This is a genomic window from Rhizobium etli CFN 42 (assembly GCF_000092045.1).
GTDB lineage: Bacteria > Pseudomonadota > Alphaproteobacteria > Rhizobiales > Rhizobiaceae > Rhizobium > Rhizobium etli.
Genome location: NC_007761.1, coordinates 2,119,259 through 2,138,135, shown reverse-complemented (window position 1 = coordinate 2,138,135; position 18,877 = coordinate 2,119,259). Strand labels below are relative to the sequence as shown.

General features: G+C 60.4%; 21 protein-coding genes and 1 pseudogene. 14 read left to right on the top strand and 8 right to left on the bottom strand.

All coding sequences use genetic code 11. The features are described 5' to 3' along the window. Positions 1-23 precede the first annotated feature (23 nt). The 6 genes from RHE_RS10475 to RHE_RS10450 are packed head-to-tail and all read left to right on the top strand — an operon-like array spanning position 24 to position 5,382. On the top strand, positions 24-851 hold the full coding sequence (locus tag RHE_RS10475) for an ABC transporter ATP-binding protein (RefSeq protein ID WP_011425313.1): 828 nt from the start codon (positions 24-26) through the stop codon (positions 849-851). Further along, positions 848-1,690, top strand: coding sequence for an ABC transporter permease (locus RHE_RS10470; protein WP_011425312.1), 843 nt, complete (start codon positions 848-850; stop codon positions 1,688-1,690). The genes RHE_RS10475 and RHE_RS10470 overlap by 4 nt, the downstream gene beginning before the upstream one ends. Then, positions 1,690-3,003 (top strand): cytosine deaminase, encoded by a 1,314-nt coding sequence (locus RHE_RS10465; protein WP_011425311.1) that lies wholly within the window; start codon positions 1,690-1,692, stop codon positions 3,001-3,003. The genes RHE_RS10470 and RHE_RS10465 overlap by 1 nt, the downstream gene beginning before the upstream one ends. Before the next feature lies 1 nt (position 3,004). Further along, positions 3,005-4,411, top strand: coding sequence for an FAD-binding oxidoreductase (locus RHE_RS10460; RefSeq protein ID WP_011425310.1), 1,407 nt, complete (start codon positions 3,005-3,007; stop codon positions 4,409-4,411). Next, entirely contained in the window at positions 4,411-4,992 is a 582-nt protein-coding gene (locus tag RHE_RS10455; protein ID WP_011425309.1) for an NAD(P)H-dependent oxidoreductase, read from the top strand. Before RHE_RS10460 ends, RHE_RS10455 begins: the two co-directional genes overlap by 1 nt. Beyond that, complete coding sequence (locus RHE_RS10450; RefSeq protein WP_011425308.1) at positions 4,993-5,382, top strand: RidA family protein; 390 nt, start codon at positions 4,993-4,995, stop codon at positions 5,380-5,382. It abuts the gene before it with no gap. Between the two features lie 79 nt (positions 5,383-5,461). On the opposite strand, the gene RHE_RS33565 is transcribed toward RHE_RS10450, so the two are convergent. Beyond that, positions 5,462-5,614, bottom strand: coding sequence for a hypothetical protein (locus RHE_RS33565; RefSeq protein ID WP_406867026.1), 153 nt, complete (start codon positions 5,612-5,614; stop codon positions 5,462-5,464). Positions 5,615-5,884: 270 nt separating this feature from the next. Here RHE_RS33565 and RHE_RS10445 point away from each other — a divergent pair, with 270 nt between their 5' ends. The 4 genes from RHE_RS10445 (at position 5,885) to RHE_RS10430 (ending at position 8,828) form a co-directional block, all read left to right on the top strand. After that, entirely contained in the window at positions 5,885-6,772 is an 888-nt protein-coding gene (locus tag RHE_RS10445) for an AraC family transcriptional regulator (protein WP_011425307.1), read from the top strand. 171 nt (positions 6,773-6,943) lie between these two features. Then, positions 6,944-7,342, top strand: a complete 399-nt coding sequence (locus tag RHE_RS10440; RefSeq protein ID WP_011425306.1) for a GlcG/HbpS family heme-binding protein — start codon at positions 6,944-6,946, stop codon at positions 7,340-7,342. A gap of 53 nt (positions 7,343-7,395) precedes the next feature. Beyond that, positions 7,396-8,199 carry an SDR family oxidoreductase gene (locus tag RHE_RS10435; RefSeq protein ID WP_011425305.1) on the top strand — a complete coding sequence of 268 codons (804 nt, stop codon included), beginning with the start codon at positions 7,396-7,398 and terminating at the stop codon, positions 8,197-8,199. 80 nt (positions 8,200-8,279) lie between these two features. Continuing rightward, the gene (locus tag RHE_RS10430; protein WP_011425304.1) at positions 8,280-8,828 is read left to right on the top strand and encodes a nuclear transport factor 2 family protein; all 549 of its coding nucleotides are present in this window, start codon (positions 8,280-8,282) and stop codon (positions 8,826-8,828) included. A 147-nt stretch (positions 8,829-8,975) separates the two neighbouring features. On the opposite strand, the gene RHE_RS10425 is transcribed toward RHE_RS10430, so the two are convergent. Continuing rightward, positions 8,976-9,488: a MarR family winged helix-turn-helix transcriptional regulator gene (locus RHE_RS10425; RefSeq protein WP_011425303.1), complete on the bottom strand. Its 513-nt coding sequence runs from the start codon at positions 9,486-9,488 to the stop codon at positions 8,976-8,978. A 44-nt stretch (positions 9,489-9,532) separates the two neighbouring features. Between RHE_RS10425 and RHE_RS10420 the strand changes: the two genes are divergently transcribed. Further along, entirely contained in the window at positions 9,533-11,047 is a 1,515-nt protein-coding gene (locus tag RHE_RS10420) for an FAD-dependent oxidoreductase (protein ID WP_011425302.1), read from the top strand. A gap of 37 nt (positions 11,048-11,084) precedes the next feature. Here RHE_RS10420 and RHE_RS10415 read toward each other — a convergent pair whose 3' ends face one another. The 3 genes from RHE_RS10415 to RHE_RS10410 all read right to left on the bottom strand — a co-directional run bounded on the left by RHE_RS10415 (position 11,085) and on the right by RHE_RS10410 (position 11,878). Further along, positions 11,085-11,336 (bottom strand): hypothetical protein, encoded by a 252-nt coding sequence (locus RHE_RS10415; protein WP_020921233.1) that lies wholly within the window; start codon positions 11,334-11,336, stop codon positions 11,085-11,087. Beyond that, positions 11,336-11,506 carry a hypothetical protein gene (locus tag RHE_RS33225; RefSeq protein ID WP_164517744.1) on the bottom strand — a complete coding sequence of 57 codons (171 nt, stop codon included), beginning with the start codon at positions 11,504-11,506 and terminating at the stop codon, positions 11,336-11,338. The genes RHE_RS10415 and RHE_RS33225 overlap by 1 nt, the downstream gene beginning before the upstream one ends. Positions 11,507-11,620: 114 nt before the next feature. Continuing rightward, positions 11,621-11,878, bottom strand: coding sequence for a DUF982 domain-containing protein (locus tag RHE_RS10410; RefSeq protein ID WP_011425300.1), 258 nt, complete (start codon positions 11,876-11,878; stop codon positions 11,621-11,623). 411 nt (positions 11,879-12,289) lie between these two features. On the opposite strand from RHE_RS10410, the gene RHE_RS10405 reads away from it, so the two are divergent. Next, positions 12,290-13,117, top strand: a complete 828-nt coding sequence (locus tag RHE_RS10405) for a nickel-binding protein (RefSeq protein ID WP_011425299.1) — start codon at positions 12,290-12,292, stop codon at positions 13,115-13,117. 167 nt (positions 13,118-13,284) lie between these two features. On the opposite strand, the gene RHE_RS10400 is transcribed toward RHE_RS10405, so the two are convergent. Next, positions 13,285-13,566 carry a DUF982 domain-containing protein gene (locus RHE_RS10400; RefSeq protein WP_011425298.1) on the bottom strand — a complete coding sequence of 94 codons (282 nt, stop codon included), beginning with the start codon at positions 13,564-13,566 and terminating at the stop codon, positions 13,285-13,287. A 577-nt stretch (positions 13,567-14,143) separates the two neighbouring features. Between RHE_RS10400 and RHE_RS34320 the strand changes: the two are divergent. Together RHE_RS34320 and RHE_RS10390 are read left to right on the top strand one after the other, a co-directional pair. After that, positions 14,144-14,242, top strand: a pseudogene (locus RHE_RS34320) (ornithine carbamoyltransferase); the annotation flags it as partial. A 396-nt stretch (positions 14,243-14,638) separates the two neighbouring features. Continuing rightward, complete coding sequence (locus RHE_RS10390) at positions 14,639-16,429, top strand: ABC transporter ATP-binding protein (RefSeq protein WP_011425296.1); 1,791 nt, start codon at positions 14,639-14,641, stop codon at positions 16,427-16,429. Between the two features lie 125 nt (positions 16,430-16,554). On the opposite strand, the gene RHE_RS10385 is transcribed toward RHE_RS10390, so the two are convergent. Together RHE_RS10385 and RHE_RS10380 are read right to left on the bottom strand one after the other, a co-directional pair. Then, the gene (locus RHE_RS10385; protein WP_011425295.1) at positions 16,555-17,529 is read right to left on the bottom strand and encodes a threonine/serine dehydratase; all 975 of its coding nucleotides are present in this window, start codon (positions 17,527-17,529) and stop codon (positions 16,555-16,557) included. 135 nt (positions 17,530-17,664) lie between these two features. Then, entirely contained in the window at positions 17,665-18,660 is a 996-nt protein-coding gene (locus RHE_RS10380) for an ornithine cyclodeaminase family protein (RefSeq protein ID WP_011425294.1), read from the bottom strand. Positions 18,661-18,877: the final 217 nt, after the last annotated feature.

Genomic DNA, 18,877 nt, shown 5'->3' with positions numbered 1-18,877 from the left:
TTCCCTGATGAACGAGACAGCCAATGCCCCCAGCAGAAGCTCAGGCCCTATCCCCGAAAGAGTTGCGCAAGCGGCCGCTGGTCGTCATGCAAGCTGTTTCAAAAGCATTCTCCAGCGGAACCGTTGCCCTTTCGGAGATGTCGCTCATAGTGGAGAGCGGCGAGTTCATCAGCCTGCTCGGCCCATCCGGATGCGGCAAGTCGACGGCGCTGCGGATCATCGCCGGGCTCGGCGATGTCACGTCGGGCGCGATCGACTGGCCGAGTTCTCGGATCAACTCCAAGGGTCTTCCGGAGGGGGATATCGGTTTCGTCTTTCAGGAGCCGACCCTCATGCCCTGGAAGACCGTGTTCGACAATGTTCATCTGCCGCTGAAGCTTCGACATATCTCCAAGAGGGCGGCACATGATCAGATCGTGGAAGCGCTGACCACGGTCGGCCTAGAGGATTTCGCCAAGGCCTATCCGCGCGAACTGTCCGGCGGCATGAAGATGCGTGTCTCGATTGCCCGGGCTCTGGTGACGAAGCCGAAGCTGCTACTGATGGACGAGCCCTTCGCGGCTCTCGACGAGATCACCCGCCAGAAGTTGAACGATGACGTGCTCAGGCTGTGGAATACGACCGGCATCACCGTCATCTTCGTCACCCATTCGGTCTTCGAATCCGCCTATCTCTCCAACCGCATCGTCGTGATGAAGGCAAGGCCGGGGCGTGTACATGCCGATCTGCCGCTGATGACCAGTCTGGCACGCGACGCCCATTTTCGCACTTCGGAAGAATACCGCAAAGCCTGCGAGACGGTCTCGCATTCGCTCATCGGAGCGATCAACGCCGCGGAGGATCGTCGATGAGTGACGAAAAATCCGCGGCGCCGCTGCTTGTCCAAACGACTGCAAGCGCCCGGCGCCGCGAACTGGCGCTGCGCGTCCTGACGCCCTTGCTGGTTATCGCGTGCCTGGTCCTGGTCTGGTATGCCTATGTCAGACTGTCGGGCGTGCCGCCCTATATCCTGCCCGGTCCGGCGGCCGTCGCCAGCACTTTCGTCACGGATTGGGGTACGCTTGCCCCTGCCCTCTGGGTCACCACCAAAATCACGCTGATATCGTTGATGCTGGCGCTGGTCGGTGGCGTCGGCTTCGCGATTTTCCTGGTGCAGTCGCGTTGGATCGAACTCGCCTTCTATCCGCTCGCCGTCATCCTTCAGGTCACGCCGATCGTCGCGATTTCGCCGCTGATCCTGATCTACGCGCCGTCAACGCAGGTGGCGCTTCTGATCTGCGCCTTCCTCGTCGCCTTTTTCCCGATTCTTTCGAATATGGTTCAGGGCCTGAAAAGCGTCGATCACAATCTCATCAATCTGTTCGAGCTCTACGGCGCCTCGCGCTGGCAGACGCTGCTCTTTCTCAAGCTCCCGGCTGCCCAGCCCTATTTCATGACCGGCCTCAGGATCGGCGGCGGCCTTGCACTGATTGCTGCCGTCGTCGCGGAATTTGCCGCAGGCTCGGCGGGTGCGGGCTCAGGCCTCGCCTTCCGGCTTCTCGAAGCGCAATACCGGCTCAACATTCCACGACTCTTTGCAGCCCTGCTGATGCTCTCGCTGCTCGGTGTGGCGATCTTCGCCGTCACCTCGTTCATATCGTGGCTTGCCCTGCACCGCTGGCACGAGAGTAGCCTGAAACGGGAAAACTGATGACCTATTCCTTCATTTCACCGCCCAATTCCGGCCGCTTCGTGCTGAGCAATGCGACCCTGCCTAGCGCCGCCGTCACCGGTTATGAGGCGCCTATTGTCGAGGGGCTCGTCAGGGCTGATATCGTCATCGCCGACGGCATCATTGCCGATGTACTGCCGCCCGGCGAAGCGCCCGTGGAACTGGCGAAGTCCGACCTGAAGGAGAGCATGGTCTGGCCTTGCTTCGCCGACATGCATACGCATCTCGACAAGGGTCATATCTGGCCACGCAACGCCAATCCGGACGGCACCTTTCCGGGAGCGCTGGAGGCCGTGCGCGCAGACCGCGAAGCGAACTGGTCGGCTGGCGACGTGAAGAAGCGCATGGAGTTTTCCCTGCGCTGCGCCTACGCGCATGGCACAAGCCTCATTCGAACCCATCTCGATTCGCTGGCGCCACAGCATCGCATCTCCTTCGAGGTCTTTGCCGAGATGCGCGAGGCCTGGAAGGACAGGATTGCGTTGCAGGCGGTGGCGCTCTTTCCGATGGAAAATATGGCGGATGCTGCCTATTTCGCCGAGCTCGTCGCCGTGGTTCGCGACAAGGGTGGCCTGATGGGCGGCGTCACACGGATGAGCCCGGATCTCGACAGCCAGCTCGATACGCTGTTCAGAGCCGCGGCCGATAATGGCTTTGATGTCGACCTGCATGTCGACGAGACAGACGATCGGGCCGCTGAAACACTGAAGGCGATCGCGCAAGCCGTGTTGCGCAACCGTTTCGACGGCAAGGTGACGGCCGGCCATTGCTGCTCGCTCGCCCGTCACGACCAAGAGACGGCAAAGCGCACAGTCGAACTCGTTGCCGAGGCCGGTATCGCCGTCGTTTCGCTGCCGATGTGCAACATGTATCTGCAGGACCGCTACCCTGGCCGCACACCGCGCTGGCGCGGCGTTACCCTGTTCAAGGAATTGGCCGCGGCCGGCGTGGCAACCGCGGTCGCCTCCGACAATACCCGCGACCCCTTCTATGCCTATGGCGATCTCGACCCCGTGGAGGTGTTCCGCGAGGCGGTCCGCATCCTGCATCTCGACCATCCGCTGGATACGGCGGCGCGCGTCGTCACCACCTCACCTGCCGAGATTCTCGGCCGGCCCGATAAAGGGCGCATCGCCGCCGGCGCCTCGGCCGATCTGGTGCTCTTCAGCGCTCGGCGCTGGAGCGAATTTCTTTCCCGTCCGCAGTCCGACCGCGTCGTGCTTCGCCGCGGCAAGGTGATCGACCGCCGCCTGCCGGACTACCGTGAACTCGACAGCGTCGTTGGAGCCTGACATGCCGGATTATCAGTCGATCAAGAAAGAACTTGAAGGCATCGCCATTGAAGACAATCCGGCGCTAGTGCGCCAGAAGAGCCGCGATTTCTACTGGTATTCACCGATACTGAAGGCGCAGCTCGACAACGTGACGGCCGATCTCGTCGTCACGCCGACAAACCAAGAAGAGGTCATCCGGACGCTGAAGGTTGCCTTCGCGCATGGCGTGCCGGTCACGCCCCGCGGCGGCGGCACCGGCAATTACGGCCAGGCGATGCCGCTTTCCGGCGGCATCGTGCTGAATCTGGCGGCCATGGACAAGATCAAGGAAATCCATCCCGGCCGCGTGATCTGCGAGCCTGGCATCATCATCGCCCAGCTCGACAAGCAGACCAAGGCCCATTCCGGCCAGGAGCTGCGGTTCCACCCGTCCACGGCGCAGATGGCAACCGTCGGCGGCTTCATTGCCGGCGGCTCCGGCGGCGTCGGTTCGATCACCTGGGGCGGCCTGCGCGACCTCGGCAATATCCTGCGCCTGCGCGTCGTCACCATGGAGGCCGAGCCACGCGTGCTCGATCTCACCGGCTGGGACCTGCAGAAGGTCAGCCATGCCTATGGCACCAACGGCATCATTACCGAGATCGAAATGCCGCTGGCGCCCGCCTATGATTGGGTGGACGTTCTCGTCGGCTATGACGACTTCATGGCTGCCGTGCGCTTCTCCGATGCGCTCGCCAAATGCAACGGCATCCTCGTCAAGGAGATCGCACCGATCGCCGCCCCCATACCGCACGACTATTTCACCCGGCATAAATCCTATATCAGCAAGGGCCAGTCCGTGGTGGTGCTGATGATCGCGCCGCATTCCATGGATGCCTTCCTCGCCTTTGCCGCCGCTCACAAGGGCGAGGTCATCTTCCGCTCCGACAGGGTCGAAAGCATGAAAGGCATTCCGCATGCCTATGAGCTTGCCTGGAACCACACGACGCTGCGTGCTCTCAAGGTCGACCCCAACTTCACCTATCTGCAAGTGCAGTATCCGGGGCCGGACCATGTGGCCAAGGTCGCCAAGATGGTGGAAATCTTCGGTGATGAAGTGCCGGGTCATCTCGAATTCATCAAGTTCGACGGGCAGATCCAGTGCTCCGGCCTGCCGCTGGTACGCTACACCACAGAGGCGCGGCTCGAGGAGATCATCAAGATCCACCAGGATCACGGCTGCCCGATCTTCAATCCGCACCGCTACACGCTGGAGGAAGGCGGCATGAAGCGCACCGACAAGGTGCAGCTCGCCTTCAAGCACGAGACCGATCCCCGCGGGCTGCTGAACCCCGGCAAGATGATTGCCTGGGAGAATCCTAGTTTCGATTTCGATGCCGGCAAGAACTATCTGTTTCCCGGACTTGCGAGCGTCATGGAGGCCTGATGAACGTTCTCGTCCTTCATTCGCACCCGGTTGAGGAAAGTTACGGCAAGGCGCTTTACAAACAGACGCTGGATAGCCTTGAGAAAGCCGGCCATGCGGTTGATGCCTGCGATCTCTATGCCGAGAAATTCGACCCCGTGCTCACCCGCCGCGACCGGCTCAGCTATCACGACTATCCCGCCAATTCTGATCTGGTGAAACCCTATGTCGAGCGGCTGAAGCGGGCCGAGGGCCTGGTGCTGGTGACGCCGATCTGGAATTTCGGGTTCCCAGCGATCCTGAAGGGCTATTTCGATCGCGTCTGGCTCCCGGGTGTTTCCTTCGACCTCGTCGACGGCAAGGTGGAATCGCGGCTTCGCCATATCAGGAAGCTCGCCGCCGTTCTGACATACGGCGCCACGCCGTTTCGCGCCTTCGCCGCCGGCAATCCGCCGAAGAAGATTGTCAAACGTGTGCTGAGGGCACAGATCAATCCCCTAAGGCCGGTCACCTTTCTTGCGCATTACGACATGAACAATTGCACCGCGGAAACTCGAGCCAAGTTTCTGGAAAAGGTGAAGACGGCGATGGAGCGGTTCTAGATGAAGAGGATCTTCAATCCCTCCTCCGTTCGCCGCCCCTTCGGAAATTACAATCACGGTTTGCTGGTCCCACCGGGCGCCTCGTTGCTCGTAACCTCCGGGCAACTTGGCATTGGCCTCGCGGAGGAGGTGCCGGAGGATGTCGGCGCGCAGGCAGAACTTTGCTTCGAGGCGATCAAGGCGATTCTTGGCGAGGCGAAGATGAGTTTTTCCGACATTATCCGCATCTCGGGTTTTGTGACGAAGCGCGAGCACTTCGCCGACTATATGGAGGTCCGGGATCGATACACGCTCGAGCCGAAGCCGACCTCGACGCTAATCGTCGTCGGTGGCTTCACCCGCCCCGAATTCCTTGTGGAAGTCGAAGTTACGGCCGCAAAAGTATTTTGAGGCGCTTTTCTCGACGCCCACCTGTCAGTCGCCATCGTCCTGCGGCTTACGGGCGCTGACGCTTATCTTGCCGCTGATCTCATCTGCGAATTTGCGCGTCAGCACGTACCAATTCATTGAGATCGTGTTCGTCCAAGCTTTCGAAGATCGCGCGTCCGATGCTTTCGCGTGCGGCATCGATGCGGTCGGCCATCGAAAGACGACTTGATTTGCTCTTGCCGGGCGTCGCCAAGGCGAACGAACATCCAACCGGAACGCCTGACACTCTGGGGACGGAAACCGCAAGATGAGGTGTCATATCGATTGGCGCCAAGGTCTTGCGCTTCTCTGAAATTTAGCCAAAAATACTGATCGAATACTTGTGCTCCGACAGCAATCCAGTGTCCTTTACGCATTCATTCGATAAATCAACATTGAGTGCGGATTTCACAGCGTGGCAGCGGCAATCTGCCTACCCGGACTGAACAATACGAATTTGTTTCATTGGCGGCATGGATGCGACATGTCTTTCGTGGAATCGCAAGGTGACAGAAAGTATCGGACCAGCGAGCGAGTGGGTGGGCTTGTTGATTGCTCATCGCTACAGGTCGAGCTCAGACATTTCGATCCGGGCTGGCAGGTCGACCTTACACTCGAATGCACGGAAATAGCTGTCCTGCTCTCGGGGCAGTCGAAGATCAGGTGGACGGGTGACGGCCACAGGCAGGAGGCGATTGCCCGCCCTGGTGTCGCTTGGGTTTGTCCGGCGGGTGTCCATGAGAGTGCCGTGGAAATCATGGGTACCATGCCCGAGTCCCTCCACATCTTTCTACCGCCGTCGCTGGTCGGTGAGAGCGCACTTTCAAACTTCGACATCGATCCGGCCAAGGTGCAACTCGCCTATGCGGGAGGCGTCCCCGATCCCATGGTGCTGCAGTTCGGTCAACTCTTTCGAGGTTTGTTGAACAGAAGCCTTGAACCGACTGATCGCCTCTATCTGGACGGCATTCAGACGGCGCTGGCGGCGCACCTGCTCAGCACCTATTCGTCTGTTCGCTGGCAACCTGCCGCACGGGCGCCGACTGTCGACCCAAAAAGGCTGCAACGCGTCTTCGATTTCATTGAAGCCCGCATCGCAGCCGAAATCTCGCTGGATGACCTTGCTGCGGAGGCTTGCCTCAGCCCCTTTCATTTTGCCAGGATGTTTCGAAAGGCTACTGGGCTGACGCCGCATCGCTACGTCACCGAGCGACGGATCGAGGCGGCCAAGGAAAAGCTGCGGCTCGCACGGTCATCGCTCGCGGAGATTGCGCTCGATACCGGCTTCGGCTCGCAGGCCAATTTCACCCGTGTCTTCCGCAAGATGACCGGCTTGACGCCTGGCCAATTCCGCGCGCTCATCCGCGGTTAGCGCGTTCCGCCTGCCGGAGATAGTTCGCCGTTCGTGCGTGCCGGCACGCCGGAGCGCAAGATTTGCACAAAGCGCAGCAAGAGCTGAAAATACTGCAAAACCGGTTCCGCCTATACATCTGTCTCATCGAGCGGGGAGCGCCAGCCCCTGAACGAAAAGAGGAGACAGGAGATGTTTACCATTGACGAAGCTCGCAGGATCATCGCCGCAGGTGAGGCGCGGGCCAATGAGATCGGTGTGCGGGTCAATATCGCGGTCCTGGACGCCGGAGCCCATCTCAAGGCGTTCACCCGAATGGACGGCGCAGTGCTCGGCTCGATCGACCTCGCTATGGGCAAAGCCCGGACGGCCGTCTTGTTTCAAACCACAAGCGAGGCCGTCTGGGATTATTGCAAGCCCGGGGCTCCCGCCCATGGCCTCGAACTATCCAACGGCGGCCTGACTCCCTTTGCCGGCGGCATATCGCTTTTTGCCCGCGACGGCACGGTGATCGGCGCCGTTGGCGTTTCCGGCGGAGCGGTTCCACAGGATCTCGAAATAGCGCAGGCAGCGGCTGCAGCCGCCGCGTGATGCTGCGGCGACACTTGATTTCGACCAACCCGAACCATCAGAAGGAATGTCTCATGACCAAGACCATTTTGATCACCGGCGCAGGCTCCGGCTTCGGCAAGGGTGCCGCCATCGGCATGGCCAAGAACGGCCACAGCATCATCGCGACCACGCAGGTTTCCTCGCAGGTAACGCCGCTGCGTGAGGAGGTCGCCGCCCTCGGCCTGAAGAACATCCGTGTCGAGCGACTCGACCTCACCGATCCCTACGACATCAAACAGGCGCAGGGATGGGATGTCGACGTTCTTTGGAACAATGCCGGTATGGGCGAAGCCGGCCCGGTTTGGGAAATCCCGATCGAACTTGTTCGCAAGAACTACGAAGTCAACGTCTTTCTGCCGCTGGTGCTGACTCAGGGCGTCGTCCAGAGATGGGTGCGCGAAGGCAAGAAGGGCAAGGTGGTCTTCACCTCCTCGATGGGCGGCCTCTTCACCCCGGCCAACTGGGGCACCTATGTCTCCACCAAGCACGCGTTGGAATCGATAGCCGAGGCGCTGCAGCAGGAACTCGCCCCTTATGGCATCAAGGTCCAGACGATCAATCCGGGCGCCTATTACACCGGCTACAATGAGACGATGGCGGACAATCCGTTCCGCTGGCTGGATGACAGCAAGAACTTCACCAAGCGTGCAGATCTGCGAAAGGGCTTCGACGATTTCTTCGCGACGCCCGAAGGTAAGATGGATCCGAAGGAAATGATCGACCGGATGATCGAAGTCGTTCCGGCCGACACCGGCAGGTTCCGCAATGTCGTTCCGAAGGTTATCGAGGACATGCTGAAGGAGCATCAGCTGAGAGCTTGGGAAAACCAGATCTAAGCAGATTTCTGGCGGCGAGCCCGCAAGCTGCACCCGGCCAGCGGGTGTCGCCCCACTTACTCGACCCTCTGGAGATAACCATGTCCCACACCGCAACGGCAGCCATCTGTCGGCCGCAATCCCTGACCAGGCGCGTCTTCAATGCAATCCTCGGCATCGCAACCACCATCCTTGCTCTGGGCGGGCTCGAAGCCCGCGCCGCAGCGCAGTCTCTCACCGAAACCGAACGCCGCAACAAGGCAGCCGTCGAGGCTGGCTTCGAAGCCTGGACGGCCGGCACAGGCAGCCCTTATGACCTCCTCGCCGACGACGCCCGCTGGACAATCGAGGGCTACTCGCTGGCATCGAAGACCTATCCAAGTCGCGAGGCATTCTTGCGTGAGGTGATCCACCCGTTTAATGCCCGGATGAAGGCGCCGCTGAAGCCGGCGATCCGCAACGTATATGCCGACGGCGACACTGTGATCGTCTTTTTCGACGCCCGCGGCATCGCCCGTGACGGAGAACCCTACGCAAACACCTATGCCTGGTTTCTCGACATGCGCGACGGCCGTATCGTCCGTGCCTCGGCCTTCTTCGATTCGGTCGTGTTCAACGCCTTTTGGACCCGTGTGACGCCGGCCGACTAGCGTTTTCCAGGTCAGAACCAAACTTGCCGTTCCTAGGGGCGCGGCGGACATCCTTGCGCGGGCGGACATCCTGCACCATATCGCTGGGTGCCCGACGCCTTCTCTGCGCTTCAGTGGAAAGTTTAACAGGAACGGCAGTCATACCGATCAGCCGCCCAATTCCTGCGGTTTCTCGGCGTCCTTATCGATATCCCCACCGATGTCCTGAGCAAATTTCCGCATCAGCCGCACCAGTTCATTGAAGTCGTGTTCGTCCCAGCTTTCGAAGATTGCACGGCCGATCTTTTCGCGAGCGGCGTCGATGCGGTCGGTCATCGCCTTGCCTTTCGCGCTGATGACGGCCTCACGCACGCGGCGGTCCGCCGCACTTCCGCGGCGCTCGATGAGATCAAGGCTTTCGAGCTTGGCGACCTGGCGGCTGACCGTGGTGTAGTCGCGCCCGGCGCGGTCGGCGAGTTCGACCACGCCGATTGGACCGAGGCGCTCCACCGTCACCAGCAGCGGAAACAGGGCGCGATCGAGCGAAATGCCCGCCTCGCGGACCATCTGCTCGTCGCGCTGGGGCCGGTTCATGACACTGACGATCTCGATCAGCGATCCGTGCAACTCTCGCAGCTTTTCCGACATATGTGTATTTTGCACGTTTTTTCTTGACGTCATATCGATTCTCCTATTATGTGCATAATACACATATGGAGATCGCGATGACACAGAATTCGACAACCGACGTGCTGATATCGGGGGCCGGCGCGGCCGGGCTGACACTGGCGATCGAGCTGGCCCGTCGTGGCGTATCTTTCCGTCTGATCGAGAAAATGGACGACCCGTTCCGCGGTTCGCGCGGCAAGGGCATTCAGCCGCGTACGCAGGAAGTCTTCGAGGATCTCGGCATCCTCGACCGGATCGTCGCGCGCGGCGGCGCATATCCCCCGCAGCGGGAATATCGCGACGATGGAAGCTTCGTTGAATCCGACGCCATGCTGCATCAGGAGCCGACGCCTGCCGAACCCTATCACCTTCCGCTGATGGTGCCGCAGTTCCGGACCGAGGGGGTGATGCGCGAGCGCCTCGTCGAGCTCGGGCACTGGCCGGAATTCGGATGCGAGCTCACCGGCTTCGAGCAGGACGAGACGGGCGTGTCGGCGCGGCTCAAGGGCCGATCCGGCGAAGAGACCATCCGTGCGCGATGGCTGGTGGGCGCCGATGGCGGCCGAAGCTTCGTACGCCAAGTGCTGGATATCGGCTTTCCCGGCAAGACGCTCGGCGTGCGCGCCGTCGTCGCCGATGTCCTCCTGACCGGGTTGGATCGCGACGCCTGGCATCGCTTCGGCGAAGGCGACATGCAGCGCCAGCTGGCACTTTGCCCACTGGCGGGAACCGATCTGTTCCAGATCCAGGGGCCGATCCCTCTCGAGGGTGAGATCGACCTGTCGGCGGCGGGATTGACGGCGCTGGTGAGCGAGCGCACCGGCCGCAACGATATTCAGGTACACGCGGTTTCCTGGGCTTCGGCCTTCAACATGAATGCCCGGCTTGCCGACCGCTACCGGCTCGGCCGCGTCTTTCTCGTCGGCGATGCCGCCCATACGCATCCGCCGACCGGCGGCCAGGGCCTCAATACCAGCGTCCAGGATGCCTATAATCTTGGATGGAAACTGGCGGCGGTCGCCGCCGGGGCCTGTGATGCGCTGCTCGACAGTTATGAGGAAGAGCGTCGCCCGATCGCTGCGGCGATGCTCGGTCTGGCGACCAGACTGCTCGACGCTCTGACGCGCGGCGATATCAGGCGCGGCCGCGAGGTCCATCAACTCGATATCGGCTATCCCCAATCCTCGCTTGCGCTGGAAAAGCCGGAACGCCGCGGCAGCGTGCTTGCCGGCGACCGCGCGCCGGACGCGCCGCTCACCGGCGCAGCCGGCCAACCGACGCGTCTGTTCGACCTCATCAAGGGTCCGCACTGGACGCTGCTCGGTTATGAGGCGGAGCAAGCAGCCGTGCCGCCACGCCCAGGACTGCAGATCCACAGGATCGGCCGGCGCGGCGATCTCGTTGACGAAGACGGGCATTTCCGCGACGCCTATGCGCTGGCGCCCGGCGAGTGGGTGCTCCTGCGTCCGGACGGCTACATCGGCGCCATCGTCGCCTCCGCCGAGGCCTCAACACTGGAGACCTATCTCGCGACCGTCGGCCTTGGCCTGGTTGCGGACCAATGGTCATAACCGCGCCGATCGCAACAGACGACGCCGCGGGCCTGTCTCAGAGTGCGTCGCGTTCGTATCGCGGCGTCCAGCCGCGGGCCATTCCGCGGCTCATCACGCTTTCCGCCAGCGCCAGTTGCCGGCGCAGATGTCGGCAGTCGTCGAGCAATGCGCGGATCGCCGCCTTGGCATCGTCGTCATGCCAGGCGAGCACGGCTTCCACCTCCCAGGCGGGATCAGGCCAAGCCGGATTGGAGCAAGCCGGATCTGGCCGCAGCTCATCGGGTTTGGATGTCTTTGCCGACTGCATCAGTTCAACGCCAGCGGCAATTGGACCGGCCGCGGCAGAGGCGGCAGCGGTCGGCTGAGTTCGACCTTTTTCTGCCAGGCGGCGCGGCGCTGCTGATCCCGCTCGCGGGCGGCGCGAGAAGCTTCGACGAGGGCAAGGGCGTTGGCGATCACCTGTTCCGTATGTGTCATGACCATCTCCAATGTTCCTGTTTTGTTCCAATTTAGACTTTTGACTGGAGAAGTCAAGCGTCGGGACGAGCTGCGTGGAACGGCGAGAAAACCGGAACAGATGCGCGCCGCTGGTCAGTCGGCGGCTTCTATGACGGCGATGCCCGCCTCCTGCGCAGCCCTGATGAAGACGGCGCGCACATGATCCGGCGGGAGATCGCCGGTAATCGCATCCAGGCAGGCTTTGACCGCTTCGAAATATTCTTCGCCGTCATCCACCGGCCAGTCACGGAGCAGCGTGCGCGCGGCATCCCACACAGAATTAATAACGGCATAGTGCCCGAGCCCCATAGAGGCCAGGCCGACCGGTCGAAAATTTGCCGTCTGTCTCACTTTGCTACAGCTTTTCCTAATTTCGGCGAGCTAACCGATAATATGCAATTAGCATGCCGTTGGCAGCGGCCTTCGATCCGTGGCACCATGGCCGTGACAGACATGTCTCTCCGGCGGGATCCGGCAGGCGACGCTTGAAGCGGGAAACGTCTGAAGCTTCTCGAGAGGGTTCCGGAAATCTGGCTATCAGCATTAAACGACCGATTATGGTAAATATCAGACAGAACCACCACGCCTACTCATTAAAACCGCAGTATTCATGCGTATTCTCTCGAATGTGCAGCAACGCGTTGCGTTTCCGGAAGCAACGCCTTGCGACAATCAGCCTTTGATTGTCCCTAAGGTGGACGGGAATGCTTCCAGATCGTACAATGCCACCTCCTGCACGCGGCGGATCTGGGAGGACGCGCGATGCCCATCTTCATGGACCGGCACTTTCTCGAAGGAACGTCAGCCGCCGAGGTTGCGCAGGCGCATCGCATGGATATCGACATTCAGGATCGATACGGCGTCAAGTTTCTGACCTACTGGTTCGACGAGCGGCGCGGGACGGCCTTCTGCCTGGTGGATGCGCCCGATGTCGAAACCGTCCACTGCGTGCATCGCGAGGCGCACGGTTTTGTCGCCAATGAGGTCGTCGAGGTGGCACTGTCGGCCGTCGAGGCTTTTCTCGGTCGCATCAATGACCCCGATCCGGCCCCCGGCCAATCCACGCCGCAGATGGATGCCGGCCACCGGGCGATCCTCTTTACCGATATTGTCGGCTCGACCGAGATGACGGCGCGCCTCGGCGACCGCATGGGGACGGAGCTGGTCAGGGCTCACGACGCGATCGTGCGCCGGTGCCTCGGCAAAAATTCCGGCCGCGAGGTGAAGCACACCGGCGACGGCATCATGGCGGCCTTCGCGGCGACGACCGCAGCCGTCGAATGCGCCATGGCTATCCAGCAGGAATTCCAACATTACAACGGCAGCAAGGCCGAGCCGATCCATGTTCGCATTGGACTCGATTGCGGCGAGCCGGTCGAGGACAGCAACGACCTCTTCGGCTCCACCGTGCAACTCGCAGCACGCCTCTGCGCGGCCGCAGCCAGTGACCAGATCCTCGTGTCGGAGAATATATTCCGGGAATTTGGCGCCGGCGACCTCTTCGTCGACGCGACGCGCCGGCGCATCAAGGGATTTTCGAAGCCCATGCTGGTCTTCCGCTGCGATTGGGCGGGTGCCAGCCTTGGCTAAAGCGTGTCGCGATCGGGCGACGCGCATAGATCCGGTGAAATCAACGGAGAGCTGTTGCCGCTGTCCGCGGCCTGCCGCGGTCGGCTATGACCGCAGATTCGCGACCGGACGCGCCGCTTTGACGTGGCGGCACGCCGGCTCAGATCGTCAAGAACAGAGCTGGCTCTTCAAGCATTGCCGACGTTTCGATCGCCCATCCTCTCGAATTTGGGGCCGTTGTCGAGCATGCCCGACATCTTCAGAAAACGGCGGAAATTCTCGCGCGCGGCGCTGAGCGGAAAATGCCCCTTGGCGGTATCCCTGCACGCCTTCAGCAGCGTGTCATATGCCAGGCCTCGTTTGTCCTGCGGCCAATCATCCAGAAAATCGATGATTTCGTCGAGACATGTGATCTCGGCAACGAAATGCTGACGATGAAGAAAAACCGGCTCGAACCGAGCTTCCGACATAGTAACCTCCCATTTATATTACTTTTTTATGGGATAATACTACTGAAAATCAGCGATTTATTCAAGACAAAATCGGGAATCATTCGCTTGCCAACACTGCGGACTTACTTCCATAATCGCAGAATAGTTCGACCAAATTATCCCCGAATTTTCCCACGGAGCGAAGAGCGGCCCTCGGATCATCGAAGCCAGTTCCTATCAGATGAGCGTGATTGCCCTCTCAGGTCCTCGCATCTCTTTGTGCCGGCATGATAGATTGCCGAGACCAACCTCAGGAGAAGCTCAGATGGCCCGATTCCCCGCCTTGTTCGCGACCAGCGCGATCATCGGCTTGTCCACGCTCACGGCGTCCTGCACCTCGCTCGCAAGGCAGGACCGGGAAGATTATCAATATCAGCTGGATACTTCGAGGAACCCGGCCTGTGCGGGCGGATTCAGACCCGGCAATGCTCGCTCGTGCAGCTATTGAAATGTCCGTTTATGCCAATGGGAGGTTTGGCGCGTCAGGAACCGGGATAACCGTTGCAGTGCGGTCGATCGTCTGCATAGCCAAGAGAAACATTGGAAACACCGTGGATCCTCCGACGCGATGTCGCACCGCGCCTGTCAAAGCCGTCCCGCAAAGGCATTCCTGCTGCATGCCCAGAACGCACTCATGGAGTGGGCGATATCTTGAGGATCGGGCATTGCGCCTCGACATGATCCGGCCCGCGACCCTCGGCATGCACGAGCTTTCCCAGTCCTTAAATTGTGTCGTTTTCGCATCACTTTCCGTAGGGTTGTAAATTCCCTCTTGGCAATGGCCAATAGCTTCGCTACAAAACGCTACCGCTTCAGATCGAACACAAGGGAGGCGTTGTTGACATCAGCAATCATCGAAGCCTTCCCGTGCGGAATGACCCGACGCTAGGTCATATCCATTCGCGCCCCGCCTTAAGCGCGCGCGACATGCGGTTTTCTCTTCCTTCATAGCCCGATTGATCTGACGCCATTACTTCGTCTTCCGCGCGGGCTGTGCCTTTGAACTCTCGATTTTGAGGACCGGTTTCCGATACGGGCCGGACTGTATAAAATGACTCGCAAGAAGCTCGATTTCCGCGCCGATGCCTATCGTCACGTGCTCGGCTTTGTTTTTCATCATTGGAGCCACCGTCCGGCATTGGTTGGCATCATCATCGTGCTGGTAATCTCGAGCACGCTGGCCGAAGTCATGGTGCCGGTGTTTTCCGGCCGGATCGTCGATGCCATTGCCGGCGGCAATGCGGCTGACGGCGCGCTCAGCGCCTTTGTTGTCGTCGTCGTTCTCGGCTTTATCAGCGTGGCACTGCGCTGGTTCATCTTCAACGGCATCATCCGGCTGACGCTGCGCATCATGGCGGATGTGGTCAATAACGGTTTCTACAAGGTGCAGCGGTTCTCGACCGACTGGCACGCCAACAGCTTCGCCGGTTCGACGGTGCGCAAGATCACCCGCGGCATGTGGGCGCTCGACTCGCTCAATGATCTGCTGCTTGTCGCCCTGCTGCCTTCCATCGTCATGCTGGTCGGCGCCAGTATCGTGCTCGGCAGCTACTGGCCGGTCATGGGCCTGATCGTGGCTGCGGGGTCGCTGATCTATATCGTTGTCACCGTGGCGCTTTCCATGGGCTTCGTGTCGCCGGCGGCAAGGCTTGCAAATGCCTGGGACACCAGGCTCGGCGGTGCGCTGGCGGATGCGATCAGCTGCAATTCGGTGGTCAAGGCCTTCGGCGCGGAAAACCGCGAAGAGGCCCGCTTGCGCCGTGTGCTGGCAAAATGGGACAGCCGCACGCGTCGGACATGGAAGCGCGGAACTTTGAGCGGCACGATCCAGGGTTTTATGATGGTATCCATGCAGGCCGGCATTCTGGGAACGGGCCTGATCATGTGGCGGCAGGGGCTGGCGAGCCCCGGCGACATCACATTCGTGCTCGCCATGTTCTTCGTTCTGCAAGGCTATCTGCGTAATGTCGGCCAGGACATCCGCAATCTCCAGCGTGCCGTCAACGACATGGAGGAGCTGGTGCTGCTCGACAGGATGCCGCTCGGCATCGAGGACAAGCCGCACGCCAAGCCGATTTCGATCGGCGCGGGCGAAATCGTCTTCGATCGCGTCACCTTCCAATATGGCGCTCATCCCGACCCGCTTTACGAGGACTTTTCGGTTACCATCAGGCCGGGCGAGCGTGTGGGGCTGGTTGGACATTCAGGCTCGGGCAAGACTACTTTCGTCAAGCTCATCCAGCGCCTCTATGACGTGAACTCGGGCGTCATCCGCATAGACGGGCAGGATATCGCCGAGGTTAGACAATCAAGCCTGCGCGGCCAACTCGCCATCGTGCAACAGGAGCCGATCCTGTTCCACCGGACGCTTGCAGAAAATATCGCCTATTCCAGGCCGAACGCCTCGCGGCGCGAGATCGAGCAGGCGGCAAAACAGGCCAATGCGCACGGCTTCATCATGGACCTTCCGAAGGGCTATGAGACGATGGTCGGCGAACGCGGCGTCAAGTTGTCGGGCGGCGAGCGGCAGCGTGTCGCCATCGCCCGCGCCTTCCTGGCTGATGCCCCGATCCTGATCCTCGACGAGGCGACGTCGAGCCTCGATAGCGAAAGCGAAGTGCAGATCCAGCAAGCCATGGAACGGTTGATGGACGGCCGCACGACGCTGGTCATCGCCCATCGGCTGTCCACGGTGCGGGCGCTCGACCGGCTGCTGGTGTTCGACAAGGGCAAGATCGTCGAAGAGGGTGACCACCAGGCGCTGATCCGGCTCAATGGCGGCATCTATCGGCGGCTGTTCGAGCGGCAGGCGCTGGAACTGACCAAGGGTCTGGTGGCCTAAACGGGAATGCCGGGGCTGACGCCCCAGCTTTTGATAACGACAATGGCTCTGCTGTCGAGCTTCCCACTGAGGCTGCAGTGGGGCCTCGGCCGGGGCGATGTCGTTCTCCCGCGGCAATCTGCGTCCTATTGCTCGGCAGCCCGGTATATCTCCGCCAGATCACACAAGTCCCAGTTCCCGCCAGTCAAAACCGCACAGACCTTTTCATCCGGCCTGACTACTATCGAGCCGGCAAGCAAGGCTCCGATCCCTATCGATGCGGCAGGTTCGGCGATCAGCTTCGCATCCCTCGCCAGGCTGCGCATGCCTGCGATAATGTGTTCGTCATCAACAAGGACGATCTCGTCGACATATTTTTCGATGATCGGATACGGGTTCTGCCCCGGAACGCTTATCCTCAAGCCGTCCGCGATGGTATTCTTCAGTGGAAACGAGGTGCGTTCCCTATTGATCCGGCTGTGAAAATACTTCGGCGTCAAAGCGGGCTCTGCGCCTATAACCCGGACCGAGGGTTTCGTTTCCTTGATGGCAGTGGCAATGCCTGAGATAAGCCCTCCGCCACCGACGGGCACGATGACCGTATCCACATCGTCCAAATCATCCAGTATCTCACATCCGATCGTGCCCTGCCCTGCCATGACAACGGGATCCTCAAACCCGTGAATGGTCGCGTAGTTGTTTTGCTCGGCGATTTCATAGACCTTTTTCCATCTGGCAGCAGTATCACCATCAAACAGAATGACCTCGGCGCCGAGAGCCCGCGTGTTGGCGATCTTGATTGCCGGCGTGGTCACCGGGAGCACCAGGATTACTTTGACGCCGAGCATCCTAGCTGCGTAGGAAAGCCCCTGGGCGTGGTTGCCCGACGAACTGGCGATGACGCCGTTTGCGAGCTCCTGTCGCGGAAGCGAGAGCGCCTTGTTGAGCGCGCCGCGGATTTTGAAGGCGCCGGTGATCTGCAGCGTCTCAGGCTTGAGGTAGAGCTGGCAGCCAACCTCTTTCTCTATTTTTTCGGCACGCAGCAGCGGCGTGTGCCGGATGTGGGGCTTAAGCCTTTCCCGGGCTTCGCGGATGTCCTGAATGGTCGCGTAGTCGCGCATGATGCTCCTCGCCTTCCGCTTCCAGGCCGACATTCTTGCGAACATGGGCGCAGAGCGCTGATCGATGGTTTTTTGATTTGGTAGGCCAAGCCTTGGATTTGCTCACAAGCCGATCGGAAGAGCGCACGGCCTCCGTCAGGATCTAAAGAATTCAAAGAACGTTCCGGCGCCCCTGTCTATTGCGTTCCGGTATATCCTGTCCGCTGTGAGATTGTCTTGAATAGCCATTCCCGTGGAGTCGAAAATGGTGACCTCGTCATCATTTTCTCTGCCCGGCTTTCGACCCAGCAAAATCTCGCCGATCTCTCCATGAATATCGTCTCTGGCGATGATATTCCTGTTCAACGGATGCCAGGTCTCACCCTTTTCGGCGCACTGCGCCATTGAATCGACCACCACCTTGGCATTCCTGAATATCTCAGGGTCCAGTTCCTGTTTACCCCTCTGATCGGTGCCGATGGCAACGATGTGCGTGCCGGCCTTCACCCAATCGGCTTCCACAACCGATCCTTTCCCGCGGGTGGTCGTAACCAGGATATCGGCCTGCTCTACGGCCGCCCGTTTGGAATGCGCCGTGACGACGGAAATGCCGAACTCGCTCTCGATATCCGCCTTATACTTGGCAAGCGTATCCGGATGGCTGTCCCAGGCACGGATCTCTTCGATGGTCATGATCTCGTTGATCGCCCGGATCTGCATTCTCGCCTGGTTTCCTGTTCCGATCGAAGCGACTTTCCTGGCATCTTTCCGCGCCAGTGCTTTCACCGAAACAGCTCCGGCGGCTCCTGTCCTGAGGCCGGTGATCAGGCTACCGTCCATGACGCAGTTCAGGGCGCAGCTTCTCGCATCGAACAGGAGGATCGTGCCCATGCCGCTCGGCACCCCATGCGCCGTCGGGTTGTCGATGAAACCTCCGGAAGATGCCTTCATGGAAATCACTTCATTGGCTTTGTTGTAGCCAAGCTTGAAATCCACTTCCCCACGAGGTGGCGGGAGATGAATCCCGATATAATCGGGCTGCACCACCTGATCGCTGTTGAAGGCCTTGTAGGCTTCTTCCACTGCAGCGATGACGTCGCGCATGCAGATCAGCCTTCCTACGTCTTCCTTGGTAAGCAGCAGCGTTTGCATCCATTGCCTCCCTATTCTCAAGCTTCAGGCACAGGCGCGTCCCACACCCGCCAGACTGGGTCCACCACGCCCCGTGTTCAAACGCCGCGCCGGCCATGTTCAGGCGAGACGGCCGGCTATGGATGCTCTTGTTCACGCGCTCCCCCGCGACTATCGCATGGATCTGCGTGCGATCATCATTGCATCGGCAAGACGGCAGAAGATGTGGGATTTTCGG